Source organism: Pseudomonas sp. IB20 (assembly GCF_009707325.1).
Classification (GTDB): Bacteria; Pseudomonadota; Gammaproteobacteria; order Pseudomonadales; family Pseudomonadaceae; genus Aquipseudomonas.
In genome coordinates, this window is record NZ_CP046103.1 from 4,440,841 (window position 1) to 4,456,220 (window position 15,380).

The 15,380-nt window shown below is 58.1% G+C and carries 14 protein-coding genes; 3 read left to right on the plus strand and 11 right to left on the minus strand.

The features are described from left to right. Positions 1 to 15 precede the first annotated feature (15 nt). The 7 genes from greA to grpE form a co-directional block, all read right to left on the minus strand. Positions 16 to 492 carry a transcription elongation factor GreA gene (gene greA, locus GJU48_RS20705; RefSeq protein WP_094951708.1) on the minus strand — a complete coding sequence of 159 codons (477 nt, stop codon included), beginning with the start codon at positions 490 to 492 and terminating at the stop codon, positions 16 to 18. After that, positions 489 to 3,710 (minus strand): carbamoyl-phosphate synthase large subunit, encoded by a 3,222-nt coding sequence (gene carB / locus GJU48_RS20710; protein WP_094951707.1) that lies wholly within the window; start codon positions 3,708 to 3,710, stop codon positions 489 to 491. Before carB ends, greA begins: the two co-directional genes overlap by 4 nt. A gap of 105 nt (positions 3,711 to 3,815) precedes the next feature. Continuing rightward, a complete protein-coding gene (gene carA, locus GJU48_RS20715; RefSeq protein WP_094951706.1) occupies positions 3,816 to 4,952 on the minus strand; it encodes a glutamine-hydrolyzing carbamoyl-phosphate synthase small subunit in 1,137 nt (378 codons plus the stop codon). 259 nt (positions 4,953 to 5,211) lie between these two features. Further along, positions 5,212 to 6,018 (minus strand): 4-hydroxy-tetrahydrodipicolinate reductase, encoded by an 807-nt coding sequence (gene dapB, locus GJU48_RS20720; protein WP_094951705.1) that lies wholly within the window; start codon positions 6,016 to 6,018, stop codon positions 5,212 to 5,214. Positions 6,019 to 6,028: 10 nt separating this feature from the next. After that, a complete protein-coding gene (gene dnaJ, locus GJU48_RS20725; protein WP_094951704.1) occupies positions 6,029 to 7,153 on the minus strand; it encodes a molecular chaperone DnaJ in 1,125 nt (374 codons plus the stop codon). A gap of 316 nt (positions 7,154 to 7,469) precedes the next feature. Further along, entirely contained in the window at positions 7,470 to 9,386 is a 1,917-nt protein-coding gene (gene dnaK, locus GJU48_RS20730) for a molecular chaperone DnaK (RefSeq protein ID WP_094951703.1), read from the minus strand. A 102-nt stretch (positions 9,387 to 9,488) separates the two neighbouring features. Beyond that, the gene (grpE, locus tag GJU48_RS20735) at positions 9,489 to 10,049 is read right to left on the minus strand and encodes a nucleotide exchange factor GrpE (protein WP_094951702.1); all 561 of its coding nucleotides are present in this window, start codon (positions 10,047 to 10,049) and stop codon (positions 9,489 to 9,491) included. 254 nt (positions 10,050 to 10,303) lie between these two features. Between grpE and recN the strand changes: the two genes are divergently transcribed. Next, entirely contained in the window at positions 10,304 to 11,977 is a 1,674-nt protein-coding gene (gene recN, locus GJU48_RS20740; protein WP_094951701.1) for a DNA repair protein RecN, read from the plus strand. An 87-nt stretch (positions 11,978 to 12,064) separates the two neighbouring features. Here recN and fur read toward each other — a convergent pair whose 3' ends face one another. After that, positions 12,065 to 12,469: a ferric iron uptake transcriptional regulator gene (fur, locus tag GJU48_RS20745; RefSeq protein ID WP_083360362.1), complete on the minus strand. Its 405-nt coding sequence runs from the start codon at positions 12,467 to 12,469 to the stop codon at positions 12,065 to 12,067. A gap of 98 nt (positions 12,470 to 12,567) precedes the next feature. On the opposite strand from fur, the gene GJU48_RS20750 reads away from it, so the two are divergent. Then, on the plus strand, positions 12,568 to 13,095 hold the full coding sequence (locus tag GJU48_RS20750) for an outer membrane protein assembly factor BamE (RefSeq protein WP_094951700.1): 528 nt from the start codon (positions 12,568 to 12,570) through the stop codon (positions 13,093 to 13,095). Between the two features lie 63 nt (positions 13,096 to 13,158). Here the strand turns inward: GJU48_RS20750 and GJU48_RS20755 are convergent, their stop codons facing one another. After that, positions 13,159 to 13,461: an RnfH family protein gene (locus GJU48_RS20755; protein ID WP_094951699.1), complete on the minus strand. Its 303-nt coding sequence runs from the start codon at positions 13,459 to 13,461 to the stop codon at positions 13,159 to 13,161. Next, positions 13,454 to 13,888, minus strand: coding sequence for a type II toxin-antitoxin system RatA family toxin (locus GJU48_RS20760; RefSeq protein ID WP_094951698.1), 435 nt, complete (start codon positions 13,886 to 13,888; stop codon positions 13,454 to 13,456). Before GJU48_RS20760 ends, GJU48_RS20755 begins: the two co-directional genes overlap by 8 nt. Positions 13,889 to 14,054: 166 nt before the next feature. Here GJU48_RS20760 and smpB point away from each other — a divergent pair, with 166 nt between their 5' ends. After that, positions 14,055 to 14,537, plus strand: a complete 483-nt coding sequence (gene smpB, locus GJU48_RS20765; RefSeq protein WP_003176160.1) for an SsrA-binding protein SmpB — start codon at positions 14,055 to 14,057, stop codon at positions 14,535 to 14,537. A gap of 38 nt (positions 14,538 to 14,575) precedes the next feature. On the opposite strand, the gene GJU48_RS20770 is transcribed toward smpB, so the two are convergent. Next, positions 14,576 to 15,343: an FCD domain-containing protein gene (locus GJU48_RS20770; RefSeq protein ID WP_094951697.1), complete on the minus strand. Its 768-nt coding sequence runs from the start codon at positions 15,341 to 15,343 to the stop codon at positions 14,576 to 14,578. Between the last annotated feature and the right edge of the window lie 37 nt (positions 15,344 to 15,380).

Sequence of the window (15,380 nt, forward strand, 5' to 3'; positions counted from 1 at the left end):
AGCGGGCGCCGTCTTTCAGATGTGACGAACTTCAACAATCTCGTACTCGATAACGCCACCGGGCGTTTTCACAGCCACCACGTCACCCTCTTCCTTGGCAATCAAGGCACGGGCGAGTGGGGAACCAACAGAGATCTTGCCGAGTTTGAAGTCGGCTTCGTCTTCACCCACGATGTGGTAAACAACGCGCTCATCAGTCTCGACGTTGGCGATTTCCACGGTGGTGCCGAAAATCACTTTGCCGGTCTTCGGGATGGTCGTGACGTCGATGACCACCGCATTCTGCATACGGCCTTCGATGTCACGGATCCGCGCCTCGACCATACCCTGCTGCTCGCGAGCAGCGTGGTATTCAGCGTTTTCCTTCAAGTCACCCAGTTCGCGGGCCGTACCGATGTCCTGGCTCAGCTTCGGACGGACGACCTTGGTCAGATGGGCGTGTTCCTCTTCCAGGGCCTTGGCGCCCTGGACAGTCATTGGGTATTTGATCATGCCTTCAATCCTGCGTGTAGATCCTGCAAGCGACGCACGGTCTTTTCTGGACCGAACTTGAGCGCTTCGCAGATGGCTTCGCCAGCAGCAATAGTGGTGGTGCAGTAGATCTTGTGCTGCAAGGCATTACGACGAATGGAGTAGGAGTCCGCGATCGACTGGCGACCCTCTGTGGTGTTGATGATCAGCGTGACTTCGTCATTCTTGATCATGTCGACCACGTGCGGACGGCCTTCCGTCACCTTGTTCACGCGACGCACTTTCAGGCCGGCAGCTTCGATCAGCTTAGCGGTCCCGGCAGTGGCCACGACTTCAAAGCCCAAGTTGATCAGATCACGGGCTACGCCTGCAACCAGTGGCTTGTCATCATCACGCACGCTGATAAACGCGGTACCACCGGTTGGCAGCACTTCGCTGGCACCCATCTGCGCCTTGGCGAACGCTTCACCGAAGGTATCGCCCACACCCATCACTTCACCGGTGGACTTCATCTCTGGGCCCAGGATCGGGTCCACACCAGGGAATTTGGCGAACGGGAACACCGCCTCTTTCACGCTGTAGAAGTTCGGAATAATTTCCTTGGTGAAGCCGATTTCCTTCAGGGTCTTACCCGCCATCACGCGCGCGGCGATCATGGCCAGGGACACACCGATGCACTTGGAAACAAATGGCACGGTACGCGAAGCGCGCGGGTTGACTTCGATGACGTAGATGTCTTCGCCTTGCAGCGCCAACTGAACGTTCATCAGGCCGACAACGCCCAGTTCCAGGGCCATTTTCTTGACCTGTTCACGCATCTCGTCCTGGATGTGCGCCGGCAGCGAGTACGGTGGCAGCGAGCAGGCGGAGTCACCGGAGTGAACGCCCGCTTGTTCGATGTGCTGCATGATCGCGCCGATCACCACGTCGGTACCGTCGCACACCGCGTCCACGTCCATTTCGATGGCGCAGTTGAGGAAGTGGTCCAGCAGCACCGGGCTGTCGTTGGACACTTTCACCGCATCACGCAGGTAACGCTTGAGCTCTTCTTCTTCGTAGACGATTTCCATCGCCCGGCCGCCCAGTACGTAGGACGGACGCACGACCAGCGGGTAGCCGATCTTGCTGGCTGCACGGATGGCTTCGTCTTCGCTGCGCACAGTGGCGTTTGGCGGCTGACGCAGGTTCAAGCGTTCAACCATTTGCTGGAAGCGCTCACGGTCTTCGGCACGGTCGATGGCGTCAGGGCTGGTGCCGATGATCGGCACACCAGCGGCTTCCAAGGCGCGAGCCAGTTTCAGCGGGGTTTGGCCGCCGTACTGGACGATCACGCCTTTAGGCTTCTCGACGCGACAGATTTCCAGCACGTCTTCCAGCGTTACTGGCTCGAAGTACAGACGGTCGGAAGTATCGTAGTCAGTGGAAACAGTTTCCGGGTTGCAGTTGACCATGATGGTCTCGTACCCGTCTTCGCGCAGGGCGAGGGCGGCGTGTACGCAGCAATAGTCGAACTCGATGCCTTGGCCGATACGGTTTGGACCGCCACCCAGGATAATGATCTTGTCACGGCCCGACGGCGCGGCTTCGCACTCTTCCTCGTAAGTGGAGTACAGGTACGCGGTGTCGGTTGCGAACTCGGCGGCGCAGGTGTCAACGCGCTTGTAGACCGGAAAGATGTCCAGCTTGTGGCGATGCGTGCGCAGGTTCTTCTCGGTCACACCCAGCAGCTTGGCCAAGCGCATGTCGGAGAAACCTTTGCGCTTGAGGCGGAACATCAGGTCGCGGTCGATAGAGGACAGACCGAGGGTCTTGACCTTCTCTTCTTCCTTGATCAGATCTTCGATCTGCACCAAGAACCACGGGTCGATCATGTTCATGCCGAAGATATCTTCGACGGTCATGCCGGCGCGGAAAGCATCGGCTACGTACCAGATGCGCTCGGCGCCCGGCACGGTCAGCTCGCGCTTGAGCACGCTCATGCTTTCCGGGTTGCTCAGGTCGAGCTTCTCGTCCAGGCCGCAAACGCCTACTTCCAGACCACGCAGGGCTTTCTGCAGGGATTCCTGGAAGGTCCGGCCGATGGCCATGACTTCACCAACCGACTTCATCTGAGTGGTCAGGCGTGCGTCGGCTTTCGGGAATTTCTCGAATGCAAAGCGCGGCAGCTTGGTCACAACGTAGTCGATAGACGGCTCAAAGGAGGCCGGTGTAGCGCCGCCAGTGATTTCGTTTTGCAGTTCGTCCAAGGTGTAACCGATCGCCAGCTTGGCAGCGATGCGCGCAATCGGGAAACCGGTCGCTTTCGATGCCAGCGCCGAAGAACGCGATACACGCGGGTTCATCTCGATCACAACCATACGACCGGTGTCCGGGCAGATACCGAACTGAACGTTGGAACCGCCGGTTTCAACGCCGATCTCACGCAATACCGCCAACGAGGCGTTACGCATGATCTGGTATTCCTTGTCCGTCAGGGTCTGTGCCGGAGCAACGGTGATCGAGTCACCCGTGTGCACGCCCATCGGGTCGAAGTTTTCGATGGAGCAAACGATGATGCAGTTGTCCTTCTTATCGCGGACAACCTCCATTTCGTACTCTTTCCAGCCGATCAGGGATTCGTCGATCAGCAGTTCTTTAGTCGGCGACAGGTCCAGACCACGCGCGCAGATTTCTTCGAACTCTTCACGGTTGTAAGCAATACCGCCACCGGTGCCGCCCATGGTGAAGGATGGACGAATGATGCACGGGAAGCCGAGCTTTTCGAGAACCGCGTTGGCCTCTTCCATGCTGTGGGCGATACCGGAACGCGGGCAGTCAAGGCCGATGGACTTCATGGCTTTGTCGAAACGCGAACGGTCTTCAGCCTTGTCGATGGTGTCGGCATTCGCACCGATCATCTCTACGCCGAATTTTTCCAGGACGCCTTCGCGCTCCAGGTCCAGGGCGCAGTTCAATGCAGTCTGGCCGCCCATGGTCGGCAGCAGTGCGTCCGGACGCTCTTTCTCGATGATCTTGGCAACGGTCTGCCACTTGATCGGTTCGATGTAGGTGGCGTCGGCCATGTCCGGGTCGGTCATGATGGTGGCCGGGTTGGAGTTCACCAGGATGACGCGGTAACCCTCTTCGCGCAGGGCTTTACAAGCCTGGGCGCCGGAGTAGTCGAACTCGCAGGCCTGGCCGATCACGATCGGGCCAGCGCCGAGAATCAGGATGCTTTTTATGTCTGTACGTTTTGGCATGGGTTTGTCACTCAAATCCGCAGGTCAGTCGGCAAGCCGTCTTGAACACTCTTTGAAGAGCCTGCGGGGGCCACCGAGGTTCGGGGCCGCCCGCAAGCCACTCAGTCAGCGTCGCTTGGCCATCTCATTGATGAAACGGTCGAACAGCGGCGCTACGTCGTTCGGGCCCGGGCTTGCTTCAGGGTGGCCCTGGAAGCTGAACGCACTCTTGTCAGTGCGCTCGATGCCTTGCAAGGAACCGTCGAACAGCGACTTGTGAATTGCGCGAACGTTAGCCGGCAAGGTCGCTTCATCCACCGCAAAGCCGTGGTTCTGACTGGTGATCATCACCACACCAGTGTCCAGGTCTTGCACCGGGTGGTTGGCACCGTGGTGGCCATGCCCCATTTTCAGGGTCTTGGCACCGGAAGCCAGGGCCAGCAGCTGGTGACCGAGGCAGATACCGAATACCGGGATCTCGGTTTCCAGCACTTCCTTGATCGCCTTGATGGCGTAGTCGCAAGGCTCCGGGTCACCCGGGCCGTTGGACAGGAACACACCGTCCGGCTGCAGGGCCAGCACGTCGCTGGCTGGGGTTTGCGCTGGCACCACGGTCACGCGGCAACCGCGCTCGACCAGCATGCGCAGGATGTTGTACTTGATGCCGTAGTCGTAGGCGACTACGTGGTAAGGCAGGTCAGCAGCAGCGATGGTCTCGTGGCTGTCGGTCTTCAAGTCCCAGACAGTGGAGCGCCACTCGTACTGCTCTTTGGTGCTGACTTCTTTCGCCAGGTCCATGCCTTTCAGGCCAGGGAAGCCTTGCGCTGCGGCAATTGCCGCTGCTTCGGAAATATTGTCACCCGCCATGATGCAGCCGTTCTGCGAGCCTTTTTCACGCAGGATGCGTGTCAGGCGGCGCGTATCGATACCGGCGATCGCCACAACGTTGTTGGCTTTCAGGTAATCGGACAGCGACATCGTGTTACGCCAGTTGCTCGCAACCAGTGGCAGGTCACGAATGACCAGGCCGGCCGACCAGACACGATCAGACTCGACGTCTTCCGGTGTAGTACCGGTGTTGCCGATGTGCGGATAGGTCAGGGTAACGATCTGTTGGGCGTAGGAAGGATCGGTAAGGATTTCCTGATAGCCGGTCATGGCAGTGTTGAACACTACCTCTCCAACGGTTTGACCGTCGGCTCCAATGGCTTCGCCGCGAAAAATGCTGCCATCAGCAAGGGCGAGTATGGCTGGCTTAGTCAAGAAGACCTCCCGTAAATAAAGCCTGAAAGGGCGATCGCAGGTTGTAAAAAAGCGGAGTGACGTATGGACACGTCACCCCGCTTCTTCACTGAATTATTCTGCGCGCTTTTAGTGGACACACTAAAGCTGTAGCTTACAGAAAAAGGCTTTTTTGGTCCACCGCTAATGAGCCTTAAAGGCAGGGGAATGCGACAGGACGTCGCTTAGCGGGTAAAAACGGGGCCTCAGGATAATCCTGAGGCCCCGTTTTAGCTACTGATTAGTGCAGATCCAGCACATCACGCATGTCATACAGCCCCGCCTCACGACCTTCCAACCAAAGCGCGGCACGCACCGCACCCTTGGCGAACGTCATGCGGCTGGATGCCTTGTGCGTGATCTCCAGGCGCTCGCCTTCGGTGGCGAACAGCACAGTGTGATCACCGACCACATCACCACCGCGCACGGTGGCAAAGCCGATGGTGTCACGTGCACGCGCACCGGTGTGGCCTTCACGACCATACACGGCGACTTTCGACAGGTCCCGCCCCAGCGCATCGGCAATTGCCTCACCCATGCGCAACGCAGTACCCGACGGCGCGTCGATCTTGTGCCGGTGATGGGTTTCGATGATCTCGATATCCGCTTCATCACCCAGCACACGCGCCGCCAGGTCCAGCAACTTGAGCGACAGGTTCACGCCGACACTGAAATTGGCAGCGAAGACGACCGGAATATCCTTGCCCGCCTCCACCAGCAACTGCTTCTGCTCAGCACTCAAGCCCGTAGTACCGATCACCATGGCCTTGCCCGCCTTGCGGCAGAACGCCAGGTTTTTCAGCATCACCTCCGGCAATGTGAAATCGATCAGCACGTCGAACTCGTCAGCCACCTGCTCAAGGTTGCCCGACAGCGAAACACCGATGCGCCCCAACGAGGCCAGCTCACCGGCGTCCGCACCGATCAACGTGCTACCGGGGCGAACAATCGCCGCCGTTAGCCCGGAGGCCGGCGAGCCCTGCTGCACCGCCTCAACCAAGGTCTTGCCCATGCGCCCGGCAGCGCCCATTACGGCTATACGTCGCATACTCACTTCCTTAGAGGTCGCCGAAGAAGCGCTTCACACCATCGAAAAAGCCGGTGGTTTTCGGCGAATGCGAGTCATCGCCTTCCAACGAGCTGCGGAACTCTTCCAGCAGTTCGCGCTGACGGCGACCCAAGTTAACTGGCGTTTCCACCGCTACGCGGCACATCAGGTCGCCAGCACCGCCACCACGCACAGGCGCAACGCCCTTGCCACGGATACGGAACTGTTTGCCGGTCTGCGTGCCTTCCGGGATCTTGAGCTTGACTCGACCGTCCAGCGTCGGAATCTCCAACTCGCCACCCAGGGCCGCGTCGACAAAGCTGATAGGCACTTCGCAGAACAGGTGTTTGCCGTCGCGCTGGAAGATCGAATGCTCGCGCACATTGATCACCACGTACAGGTCGCCCGTAGGGCCACCTTGAGCCCCCGCCTCGCCTTCGCCCGACAGGCGAATGCGATCACCGGTATCCACACCCGCCGGCACTTTCACCGAAAGGGTCTTGTACTCTTCGACGCGGCCTTCGCCATGGCAGGAGTCGCACGGATCGGAAATGATCTTGCCCTGGCCATGGCAACGCGGGCAAGTCTGCTGCACCGAGAAGAAGCCCTGCTGCATGCGCACCTGGCCGATACCACCACAGGTGGGGCATGTGATCGGCGAGGAACCCTTCTTGGCCCCCGAACCGTCGCATGGCTTGCAATTGACCAGCGTCGGCACACGTATATTCACGGTAGTGCCGCGCACGGCTTCTTCCAGGTTCAGCTCCAGCGTGTAGCGCAAGTCGCTGCCACGCTGGGCACCGCCACGCTGACCGCCACGACCGCCGCCGAAGAAGTCGCTGAATACGTCGCCAAAAATGTCGGAGAAGTTCTGACCACCAAAACCGGCACCGCCGCCACCCATGCTTGGGTCGACACCGGCATGGCCATACTGGTCGTAGGCCGCACGCTTGTTCGGATCACTCAGGCATTCATAGGCTTCGTTGGCCTCTTTGAACATCTCTTCGGATTCTTTGCTATCCGGATTACGGTCCGGGTGGTGCTTCATCGCCAGGCGACGGTAAGCCTTTTTCAGGTCCGCCTCGCTGGAACCGCGCTCCACACCCAATACTTCGTAATAGTCACGCTTTGCCATAAGTTTTTGCACTCTTAAGGACGTTCGGCCAGACCCTCCTGAGCCTTGCCAAACTCGTTGAGCCCCAATACAGGCCCGGACCCAACTCACGTCAATTCAACGATCCTGGTCATTACTGCTTTTAGCCAGGGACCCGGCCAAAAACGCGGTGACTGCCGCCAGGAAGCAGGAGCATTCCCAGTCACACCGCCAACACCCGAACCTTGTCGCATGTTGTAAAAATTCGCATACCCCAGACACGCCAACGCGGGAGCAAGCTCCCGCGCGGCGACATCCTACCAGTCACCGCTTGATAGCGGTCAACCGGGCGACCAACTTACTTGTGGTCTTTAACTTCTTCGAACTCGGCATCGACAACGTCGTCGTGCTTGGCTTCAGGTTCTGCGTGTTGTGCAGCGCCTTCTGCCGGCTGGCCTTGTTCGGCGTACATTTTCTGAGCAACCGGTGCGGAGACTTTCGACAGCTCCTCAACCTTAGCTTCGATGGCAGCCTTGTCGTCGCCTTTAATGGCGGTTTCCAGGGCAACCACTGCCGCTTCGATTGCGGTTTTCTCTTCAGCGGTCACTTTGTCGCCCGCTTCGGAGACCATTTTGCGCGTCGAGTGAACCAGGGCATCGCCTTGGTTACGGGCGCCGGCCAGCTCAGCAAACTTAGCATCCGCATCAGCATTGGCTTCAGCATCACGAATCATCTGTTGAATTTCTTCATCAGACAGACCGGAGTTGGCCTTGATGGTGATCTTCTGCTCTTTGCCAGTGGCCTTGTCTTTAGCACCTACGTGCAGAATGCCGTTGGCGTCGATGTCGAAGGTCACTTCAATTTGTGGCACGCCACGTGGTGCTGGCGGAATCTCAGCCAGGTCGAACTTGCCCAAGGACTTGTTCTGAGCAGCTTGCTTACGCTCACCTTGCAGCACGTGAATAGTCACTGCGCCTTGGTTGTCGTCGGCAGTCGAGAACACTTGCGATTTCTTGGTAGGAATCGTGGTGTTTTTCTCGATCAGCGCGGTCATCACGCCGCCCATGGTTTCGATACCCAGGGTCAGCGGGCTGACGTCCAGCAGCAGCACGTCTTTCACGTCGCCGGCCAGTACCGCACCTTGGATAGCAGCACCCATGGCAACAGCTTCGTCCGGGTTCACGTCTTTACGCGCTTCTTTGCCGAAGAACTCGGTAACCAGCTTCTGAACCAGTGGCATACGGGTCTGACCGCCAACCAGGATCACGTCGTTGATCGCGCCAACGTCGATACCAGAGTCTTTCAGCGCGATGCGGCAAGGCTCGATGGTGCGTTGAACCAGGTCTTCAACCAGCGCTTCCAGCTTGGAACGCGAGATCTTCACGTTCAAGTGCTTAGGACCGGTGGCGTCTGCAGTGATGTACGGCAGGTTCACGTCGGTCGACTGAGCGGAAGACAGCTCGATCTTGGCTTTCTCAGCGGCTTCTTTCAGGCGCTGCATCGCCAGCGGGTCACCTTTGAGGTTCATGCCGCTTTCTTTCTTGAATTCTTCAACGAGGTAGTCGATCAGACGAATGTCAAAGTCTTCACCACCCAGGAAGGTGTCACCGTTAGTGGCCAACACTTCAAACTGGTGCTCGCCGTCAACTTCAGCGATCTCGATCACGGAGACGTCGAACGTACCGCCACCCAGGTCATAAACGATCACAGTGTGGTCGCCTTTGGCCTTGTCCATACCGTAAGCCAGTGCAGCTGCAGTGGGTTCGTTGATGATACGTTTTACGTCCAGGCCCGCGATGCGGCCGGCGTCTTTAGTCGCCTGGCGCTGGCTGTCGTTGAAGTAGGCCGGAACGGTGATCACCGCTTCAGTCACTGCTTCACCGAGGTAGTCTTCGGCGGTTTTCTTCATCTTTTTCAAGATTTCAGCCGAGATTTGCGGCGGCGACATTTTCTGGCCGTTTACTTCAACCCAGGCGTCACCGTTGTCAGCCTTGGCGATTTTGTAAGGGACCATCTTGATGTCTTTCTGTACGACTTCTTCATCGAACTTACGACCGATCAGACGCTTCACCGCGTACAGGGTGTTATGCGGATTGGTCACAGCCTGACGCTTGGCCGACTGACCGACGAGGATTTCACCGTCGTTGGCGTAAGCAATGATCGACGGCGTGGTACGCGCGCCTTCGGCGTTTTCGATAACTTTAGCAACACCGTTTTCCAGCACGGAGACGCAGGAGTTGGTAGTCCCCAGGTCGATACCGATAATTTTGCCCATGATTTACTCTCCCGAAACTTTAATTTGGATGCCGCAGCAGTGGTGGCTAACTGCGGTAGCACTTAAACGCTTGACTTATAAATGGGGGCCTTGCGGCGGATTTCAAGCCTGCTCATCAATAGAAGGTGCAACGGGTGCAGGAGCTTTGCTCACCACCACCATTGCCGGGCGCAACAAACGACCGTTGAGCTGATAACCCTTCTGGAACACTTTCAATACGCTATTGGGCTCCAGGTCATGGCTTTCCTGCATGGCCATGGCTTGGTGATGCTCTGCATTGAACGGCTCGCCGCCTTGCGGATCGATGGCTTCCAGCTGATAACGCTTCAGGGTGTCCTGGAACATTTTCAGGGTCAGTTCAATCCCTTCGCGCATTGGGCGGATGTTTTCATCGTCCGGGTTGGACAATTCAAGGCCACGCTCCAGGCTGTCGATAATCGGCAGCAGGTCATTGGCGAATTTTTCCAACGCGAACTTGTGAGCCTTCTCAACATCCTGCTCGGCGCGGCGGCGGACGTTCTGCAGATCGGCGGCAACACGCAAAGACTGATCCTGCGCAGCAGCCAATTGCTCTTCGAGCACTTGCACACGAGTCGCCAGTTCATCACCGACAGCCGAATTGGCGTCTGGAGTTTGCGTATCCTGCGTCTGTTCGTCAGCCATAGATTTCTCCTTTCAAAATCATGCGCGAACTCAACTCGCGCTTCTGTTCCGGTATATGGGGCCACAATTTCCAGGTTCAAGAGCGCAAGCGTTACCAAAAGTCTTTCGCTTGCCGTAGATCAATTCCTGCGCCCTCATTCCCTACTGAGCTAAAAAAGCGATTCGATCAAGCAAATCGAGCTAAGCACCAGGATTGTCAGCTCCAAACAAAACACTGTATAAATAACCAGACCTAACGCCTCGGAGCGGCCGCTATGCTCGTGCACCTGTCTGTACATAACTACGCCATCGTTGAACATCTGGACCTCGAACTGGATCGCGGGATGAGCGTAATCACAGGCGAAACCGGTGCCGGCAAGTCGATCATGCTCGACGCGCTGGGCCTGACGCTCGGCGACCGTGCCGACAGCGGCGTGGTGCGCCCCGGGGCGGACAAGGCCGATATCCTGGCCACCTTCGACCTGGCAGACATTCCCGAAGCCGAAACCTGGCTGGCCGAGCGCGACCTTAATAATGAAGGCCCGTGCATCCTGCGCCGCGTCATCACCGCAGAAGGGCGCTCGCGCGGCTACATCAACGGCACGCCCTGCCCCCTTGGCGACTTGAAAGCCCTGGGCGAGCTGCTGATCGATATCCACAGCCAGCACGAACACCAATCCCTGCTGAAAACCGACACCCATCGCCGACTGCTCGATGAATACGCCGGCGCCACCGATCTGGCCCGGCAGGTACAGCTTGCCGCCCAGCGCTGGAGGCAGACACGCCAGGAGCTGGAACGCCTCTCCAATTCCGGCGATGAGCAGCGCGCCCGTCATCAACTGCTCAGCTACCAACTGGAAGAGCTGGAAAGCCTCGGCCTGGGCGAGACCGAGCTGGAGCAACTGGAGCAGGAACACAAGAACCTCACCAACGCCGAGACCCTGCTGGGTATCTGCCGCCAGGTGGTGGAGCAATGCAGCGAAAGTGATTCAGGCAACGTGCTCAATGCACTGACCGCCAGCCTCAATCGCCTGTCCAGCGTGAACAGTGGATCAGGCTCATTGAGCGAGGCCACGACCCTGCTGACCAGTGCACAGATCCAGGTCGAAGAAGCCGTGGGAGAGTTGAATCGCTTTCTCGACCACTTCGACGCCGACCCTGCCCGCTTGCAGGAAATAGAGGAGCGCCTAGATACCATCTACACCCTGGCGCGCAAGCACCGCATCCAGCCCACCGAAGTGGCCACGATGCAGCAAAAACTCCTGGATGAAATCGAAACCCTCAACGCCAACGACGAATCCATTGAGCGGCTGGGCGACGAACTCGCCTCGTTTGCCCGGCACTACCAAGAAAAGGCCCGCGAACTGAGCGACCTGCGCCAACAAGCGGCTACAAGCCTGGCCAGCGCCGTAGAGCAGGAGATTCAGCGCCTGGGCATGCCTGGCGGGCGCTTCACTATCGAGCTGCACGCCAACACCAGCAACGAACTGCAACCACACGGCCTGGAACAGGTGGAACTGCTGGTCAGCGCCAACCCTGGCCAGCCACTCAAGGCGCTGGCGAAAGTGGCGTCCGGTGGCGAGCTGTCGCGGATCAGCCTGGCGATCCAAGTAATCACCGCCCAGACCTCACGGGTACCCACACTGGTATTCGATGAAGTGGACGTGGGTATCGGCGGGCCGACTGCCGAGATTGTTGGCCAGTTGTTGCGCCGACTCGGGGATCGCGGCCAGGTGCTTACGGTGACTCACTTGCCGCAAGTGGCCGCCCAAGGGCATCAGCATTTGTTTGTACATAAAGTACGCGGCAGCGATGCGACGCACACGGCCGTATCCAAGCTGAACAAATCGGAACGCGTGGAGGAAGTGGCACGGATGTTGGGCGGTATCGACCTGACGAAAGAGTCCCTGGCTCACGCGAAAAAAATGGTCGTGGCCGCCAAGGCCTGAATCGAGCATTTTTCTGCCTTATAGAAAGCACGAAGGCGACCCTAGGGTCGCCTTCTATCGTTTCACAGAGCGAATCTGTGTCGATTTTTACTTTTTCTTACGGATGTAAAGAACCAGATTATGGTCCACCAAATCGAATCCATGCTCCTCAGCAATCTGGTGCTGGAGCTTCTCGATTTCCGGACTGGTGAACTCGATAACCTCATTGGTATCCAGGTCAACCATGTGGTCGTGATGACCACCGTCAGCCAATTCGAACACCGCATGACCGCCGTCGAAATTATGACGAACCACCAGCCCTGCGGCTTCAAACTGGGTCAGCACACGGTAAACCGTGGCCAGGCCAACGTCCTCGTTAGACTCCATCAGTGCCTTGTAAACATCCTCGGCACTCATGTGGCGCTGCTCAGCAGAATCGAGCATTTGTAGAATCTTGACTCGTGGCAGAGTCACTTTAAGACCGGCTTTGCGTAGTTCGCTATTTTCAACCATGGTTAGCTTTCTCGCGGATGCTGCTTCGCAGCTTCTCTTAATACGGGTATGATCGGCGTTTACGTTGTCCCAGCCAAGATAGTGGAAGTCGCCCACCGATGCAAAACACCAAGCTCTTGCTAACCAGTTTCACCCTTGTGGGACTGCTCGCACTCGCCGGTTGTTCATTCCCCGGGGTTTACAAAATCGACATCCAGCAGGGCAATGTCGTCACGCAGGACATGATAGACCAGTTACGTCCGGGAATGACCCGACGGCAAGTACGGTTTATTATGGGTAACCCCCTGCTGACCGACACTTTTCATGCCGATCGCTGGGATTATCTCTACAGCATCCAGCCAGGCGGCGGTGAACGCCAGCAGGAACGCGTTAGTGTCATCTTCAATGGCAGTGACCAGCTTGTCAGCCTGTCCGGCGACTTCATGCCCGGCGTAAGCCGCGATGAAGCCTTGCTGGGCAAGGACAACGGCACCAACGTGACTGCGCCTGTTCAGGAAGCGCAGAAGCCGAAGTCCGAAGTACCTGCCAAGCCAGGTTCGTTGCTGGATCAGATCCAGAAAGACGTCGACGGCGTGCAAACCGTTCCAGTCCCGACGCCTCAGCCTCTGGACACCAGCCCGCAGTAATTTTGCGGTGCTCGATAAAAAGCCCGGCGTGCCGGGCTTTTTGTTGCCTGCCGATTGGCAGGCTTATGAACTTTGCTGCCTGGCCATCGCCGCCTTGGCCGCGCGCAGCCGGCGCACCTCTTTAGGGTCTGCCAGCAAGGGCCGGTAAATCTCAATGCGGTCACCCGGCTGCACAGCGCGCACATCTGCGTCGGCGACTACCTTGCCGAATATCCCCAATGGACATTCAGCCAACACCAACTGCGGAAATTGCGCGGCTATTCCCGACGCCTGCACCGCCGCCCTCAGGCTTGAACCCGACGGCACCGTCACCGCCAGCAAGACCTGGCGATCCTCGGCGGCGTACACCACTTCAATCTCAACCATGCAGTTGTTTGGCCCGCTGACAGAATGCGTCCACCAAGGTGTTGGCAGCCTGATTGAACAAAGGTCCCAACGTTGCCCGCACAATCGGCCCCGCGTAATCAAAGGACAGGTCCAGGCTGATTTTGCAGGCCTTGTCAGTCAACACCTTGAAGACCCACACCCCATGCAACTGGGTAAACGGGCCTTCCTGCAGATTCATTTCGATAGATTGCCCAGGCACCAGCACATTGCGCGTAACAAAATGCTGACTAAGACCGCCCTTGGCCACCCCGACACTGGCAACCATGTGCTCATCACTGCTCTCCAGCACCTCGGCGGTGTTGCACCACGGCAGGAATTCCGGGTAACGCGCCACGTCGTTGACCAGGTCATAGAGCGCCTGCGCCGGATAAGGCAATAAAGCCGAACGTTGAATATGCGTCGTCATGTGAGCGTTACTTCCACTGCTGAGGCAAACATCGCGAAAGAACAGCCCAATCCGCGAGAGAAAAAAACCAAAGAACTGCCGGTATTGTCCGGGATTCGTCCAACACGCTCAAGCACGCAGGTTGACCGTAGCCGACACGCTCGCAACTCCCTATAATGCCGCCCCTATGGCTAAACAAAAGAAACACCCCACAGGGACCATCGCGCAAAATAAAAAGGCGCGACACGATTACTTCATCGAACATCGGTTCGAGGCTGGTCTGGTCCTGGCCGGCTGGGAAGTAAAAAGTCTGCGCGCCAGCAAACTGCAACTGGTCGACAGTTACGTATTGCTCAAAGATGGCGAGGCATGGCTGCTCGGCAGTCATATCACCCCGCTGACCACCGCGAGCACCCACGTGATTGCCGACCCGGTGCGCACGCGCAAGCTGTTGCTCAACGCGCGCGAACTGGAAAAGCTCGCTGCCGCCGTACAGCAGAAAGGCTATGCCTGCATCTGCCTGTCCTGGTACTGGAGCAAGCACCTGGTCAAGTGCGAGATCGCACTGGGCAAGGGCAAGAAGGAATACGACAAGCGCGATACCGAGCGTGAACGCGACTCCAACCGTGAGCTGCATCGCGCCGTGCGTAACAAGGGCAAGGAAGAGTAATCCTTGTGACAATGTAGCCTTGGGTGGCTCACCCCAGGCTACATGCCTTTACGTCGCTCCGCCCGCGCCACGCGCTGAACTTCCTGACGCACCTCCTCCAACACTTCCTGCACATACAGCAGGTGACGTGTTGAAACTTCGCGTGCCTGCTCGGCCCGCCCCTCGATAATCGCCAAGTACAAATCCCGGTGCTGACTGATCAGCATGTCGCGGGTTTCCGTACGCTGCTGGTACATGCCGCCGATGTTGGTCACCACGTTACGCTTGAGCAGATCAAACAGGCCGCGAATGGTGTGCAGCAACACTGCATTATGGCTGGCCTCGGCAATGGCCAAGTGAAACCGCGCATCCGCCGCGCCCTCCTCCACCCGGCTGACCTCATCAACCCGCGTGTAGCAATCCTGCAACGCCTCAAAGGCGGCGGTCAGCCGCTCACGGTCAACCTCGGTGGCGCGCTGCGCCGCGTAGTAAGCACACGAAGCTTCTAAGGTCTGGCGAAACTCCAACAAATCACGCTGGGCCTCGGGGTTATTTTCCAGCAGGTGCAGCAGCGGATCGCTGAACGTCGACCCCAAGGAATCCGCCACATAGTTACCGCCGCCCTGGCGACTGACCAGCAACCCCTTGGCCGCCAGCTTCTGGATCGCCTCGCGCAACGACGGGCGCGACACGCCAAACCGCTCAGCCAAAGCGCGCTCGGCCGGCAAGCGCTCGCCTGACTTGAGCGTACCCTCAAGGATCATGCCCTCAAGCTGCTCGACAATATCGTCAGACAAACGGCGCTGACGCACCTGATCAAACCCCATAACTCACTCTCCACAATCCCGACCACTCGCCGGGCCC

What these genes read in the sequence shown, in the direction of transcription:
- fur (WP_083360362.1), bottom strand. Translation starts at nt 12,469, where the DNA reads ATGGTTGAAAATAGCGAACTACGCAAAGCCGGTCTTAAAGTGACTCTG.
- GJU48_RS20760 (WP_094951698.1), bottom strand. Translation starts at nt 13,888, where the DNA reads ATGACGACGCATATTCAACGTTCGGCTTTATTGCCTTATCCGGCGCAG.
- greA (WP_094951708.1), bottom strand. Translation starts at nt 492, where the DNA reads ATGATCAAATACCCAATGACTGTCCAGGGCGCCAAGGCCCTGGAAGAG.
- GJU48_RS20750 (WP_094951700.1), top strand. Translation starts at nt 12,568, where the DNA reads ATGCAAAACACCAAGCTCTTGCTAACCAGTTTCACCCTTGTGGGACTG.
- grpE (WP_094951702.1), bottom strand. Translation starts at nt 10,049, where the DNA reads ATGGCTGACGAACAGACGCAGGATACGCAAACTCCAGACGCCAATTCG.
- dnaK (WP_094951703.1), bottom strand. Translation starts at nt 9,386, where the DNA reads ATGGGCAAAATTATCGGTATCGACCTGGGGACTACCAACTCCTGCGTC.
- recN (WP_094951701.1), top strand. Translation starts at nt 10,304, where the DNA reads ATGCTCGTGCACCTGTCTGTACATAACTACGCCATCGTTGAACATCTG.
- carB (WP_094951707.1), bottom strand. Translation starts at nt 3,710, where the DNA reads ATGCCAAAACGTACAGACATAAAAAGCATCCTGATTCTCGGCGCTGGC.
- GJU48_RS20770 (WP_094951697.1), bottom strand. Translation starts at nt 15,343, where the DNA reads ATGGGGTTTGATCAGGTGCGTCAGCGCCGTTTGTCTGACGATATTGTC.
- dnaJ (WP_094951704.1), bottom strand. Translation starts at nt 7,153, where the DNA reads ATGGCAAAGCGTGACTATTACGAAGTATTGGGTGTGGAGCGCGGTTCC.
- dapB (WP_094951705.1), bottom strand. Translation starts at nt 6,018, where the DNA reads ATGCGACGTATAGCCGTAATGGGCGCTGCCGGGCGCATGGGCAAGACC.
- smpB (WP_003176160.1), top strand. Translation starts at nt 14,055, where the DNA reads ATGGCTAAACAAAAGAAACACCCCACAGGGACCATCGCGCAAAATAAA.
- GJU48_RS20755 (WP_094951699.1), bottom strand. Translation starts at nt 13,461, where the DNA reads ATGGTTGAGATTGAAGTGGTGTACGCCGCCGAGGATCGCCAGGTCTTG.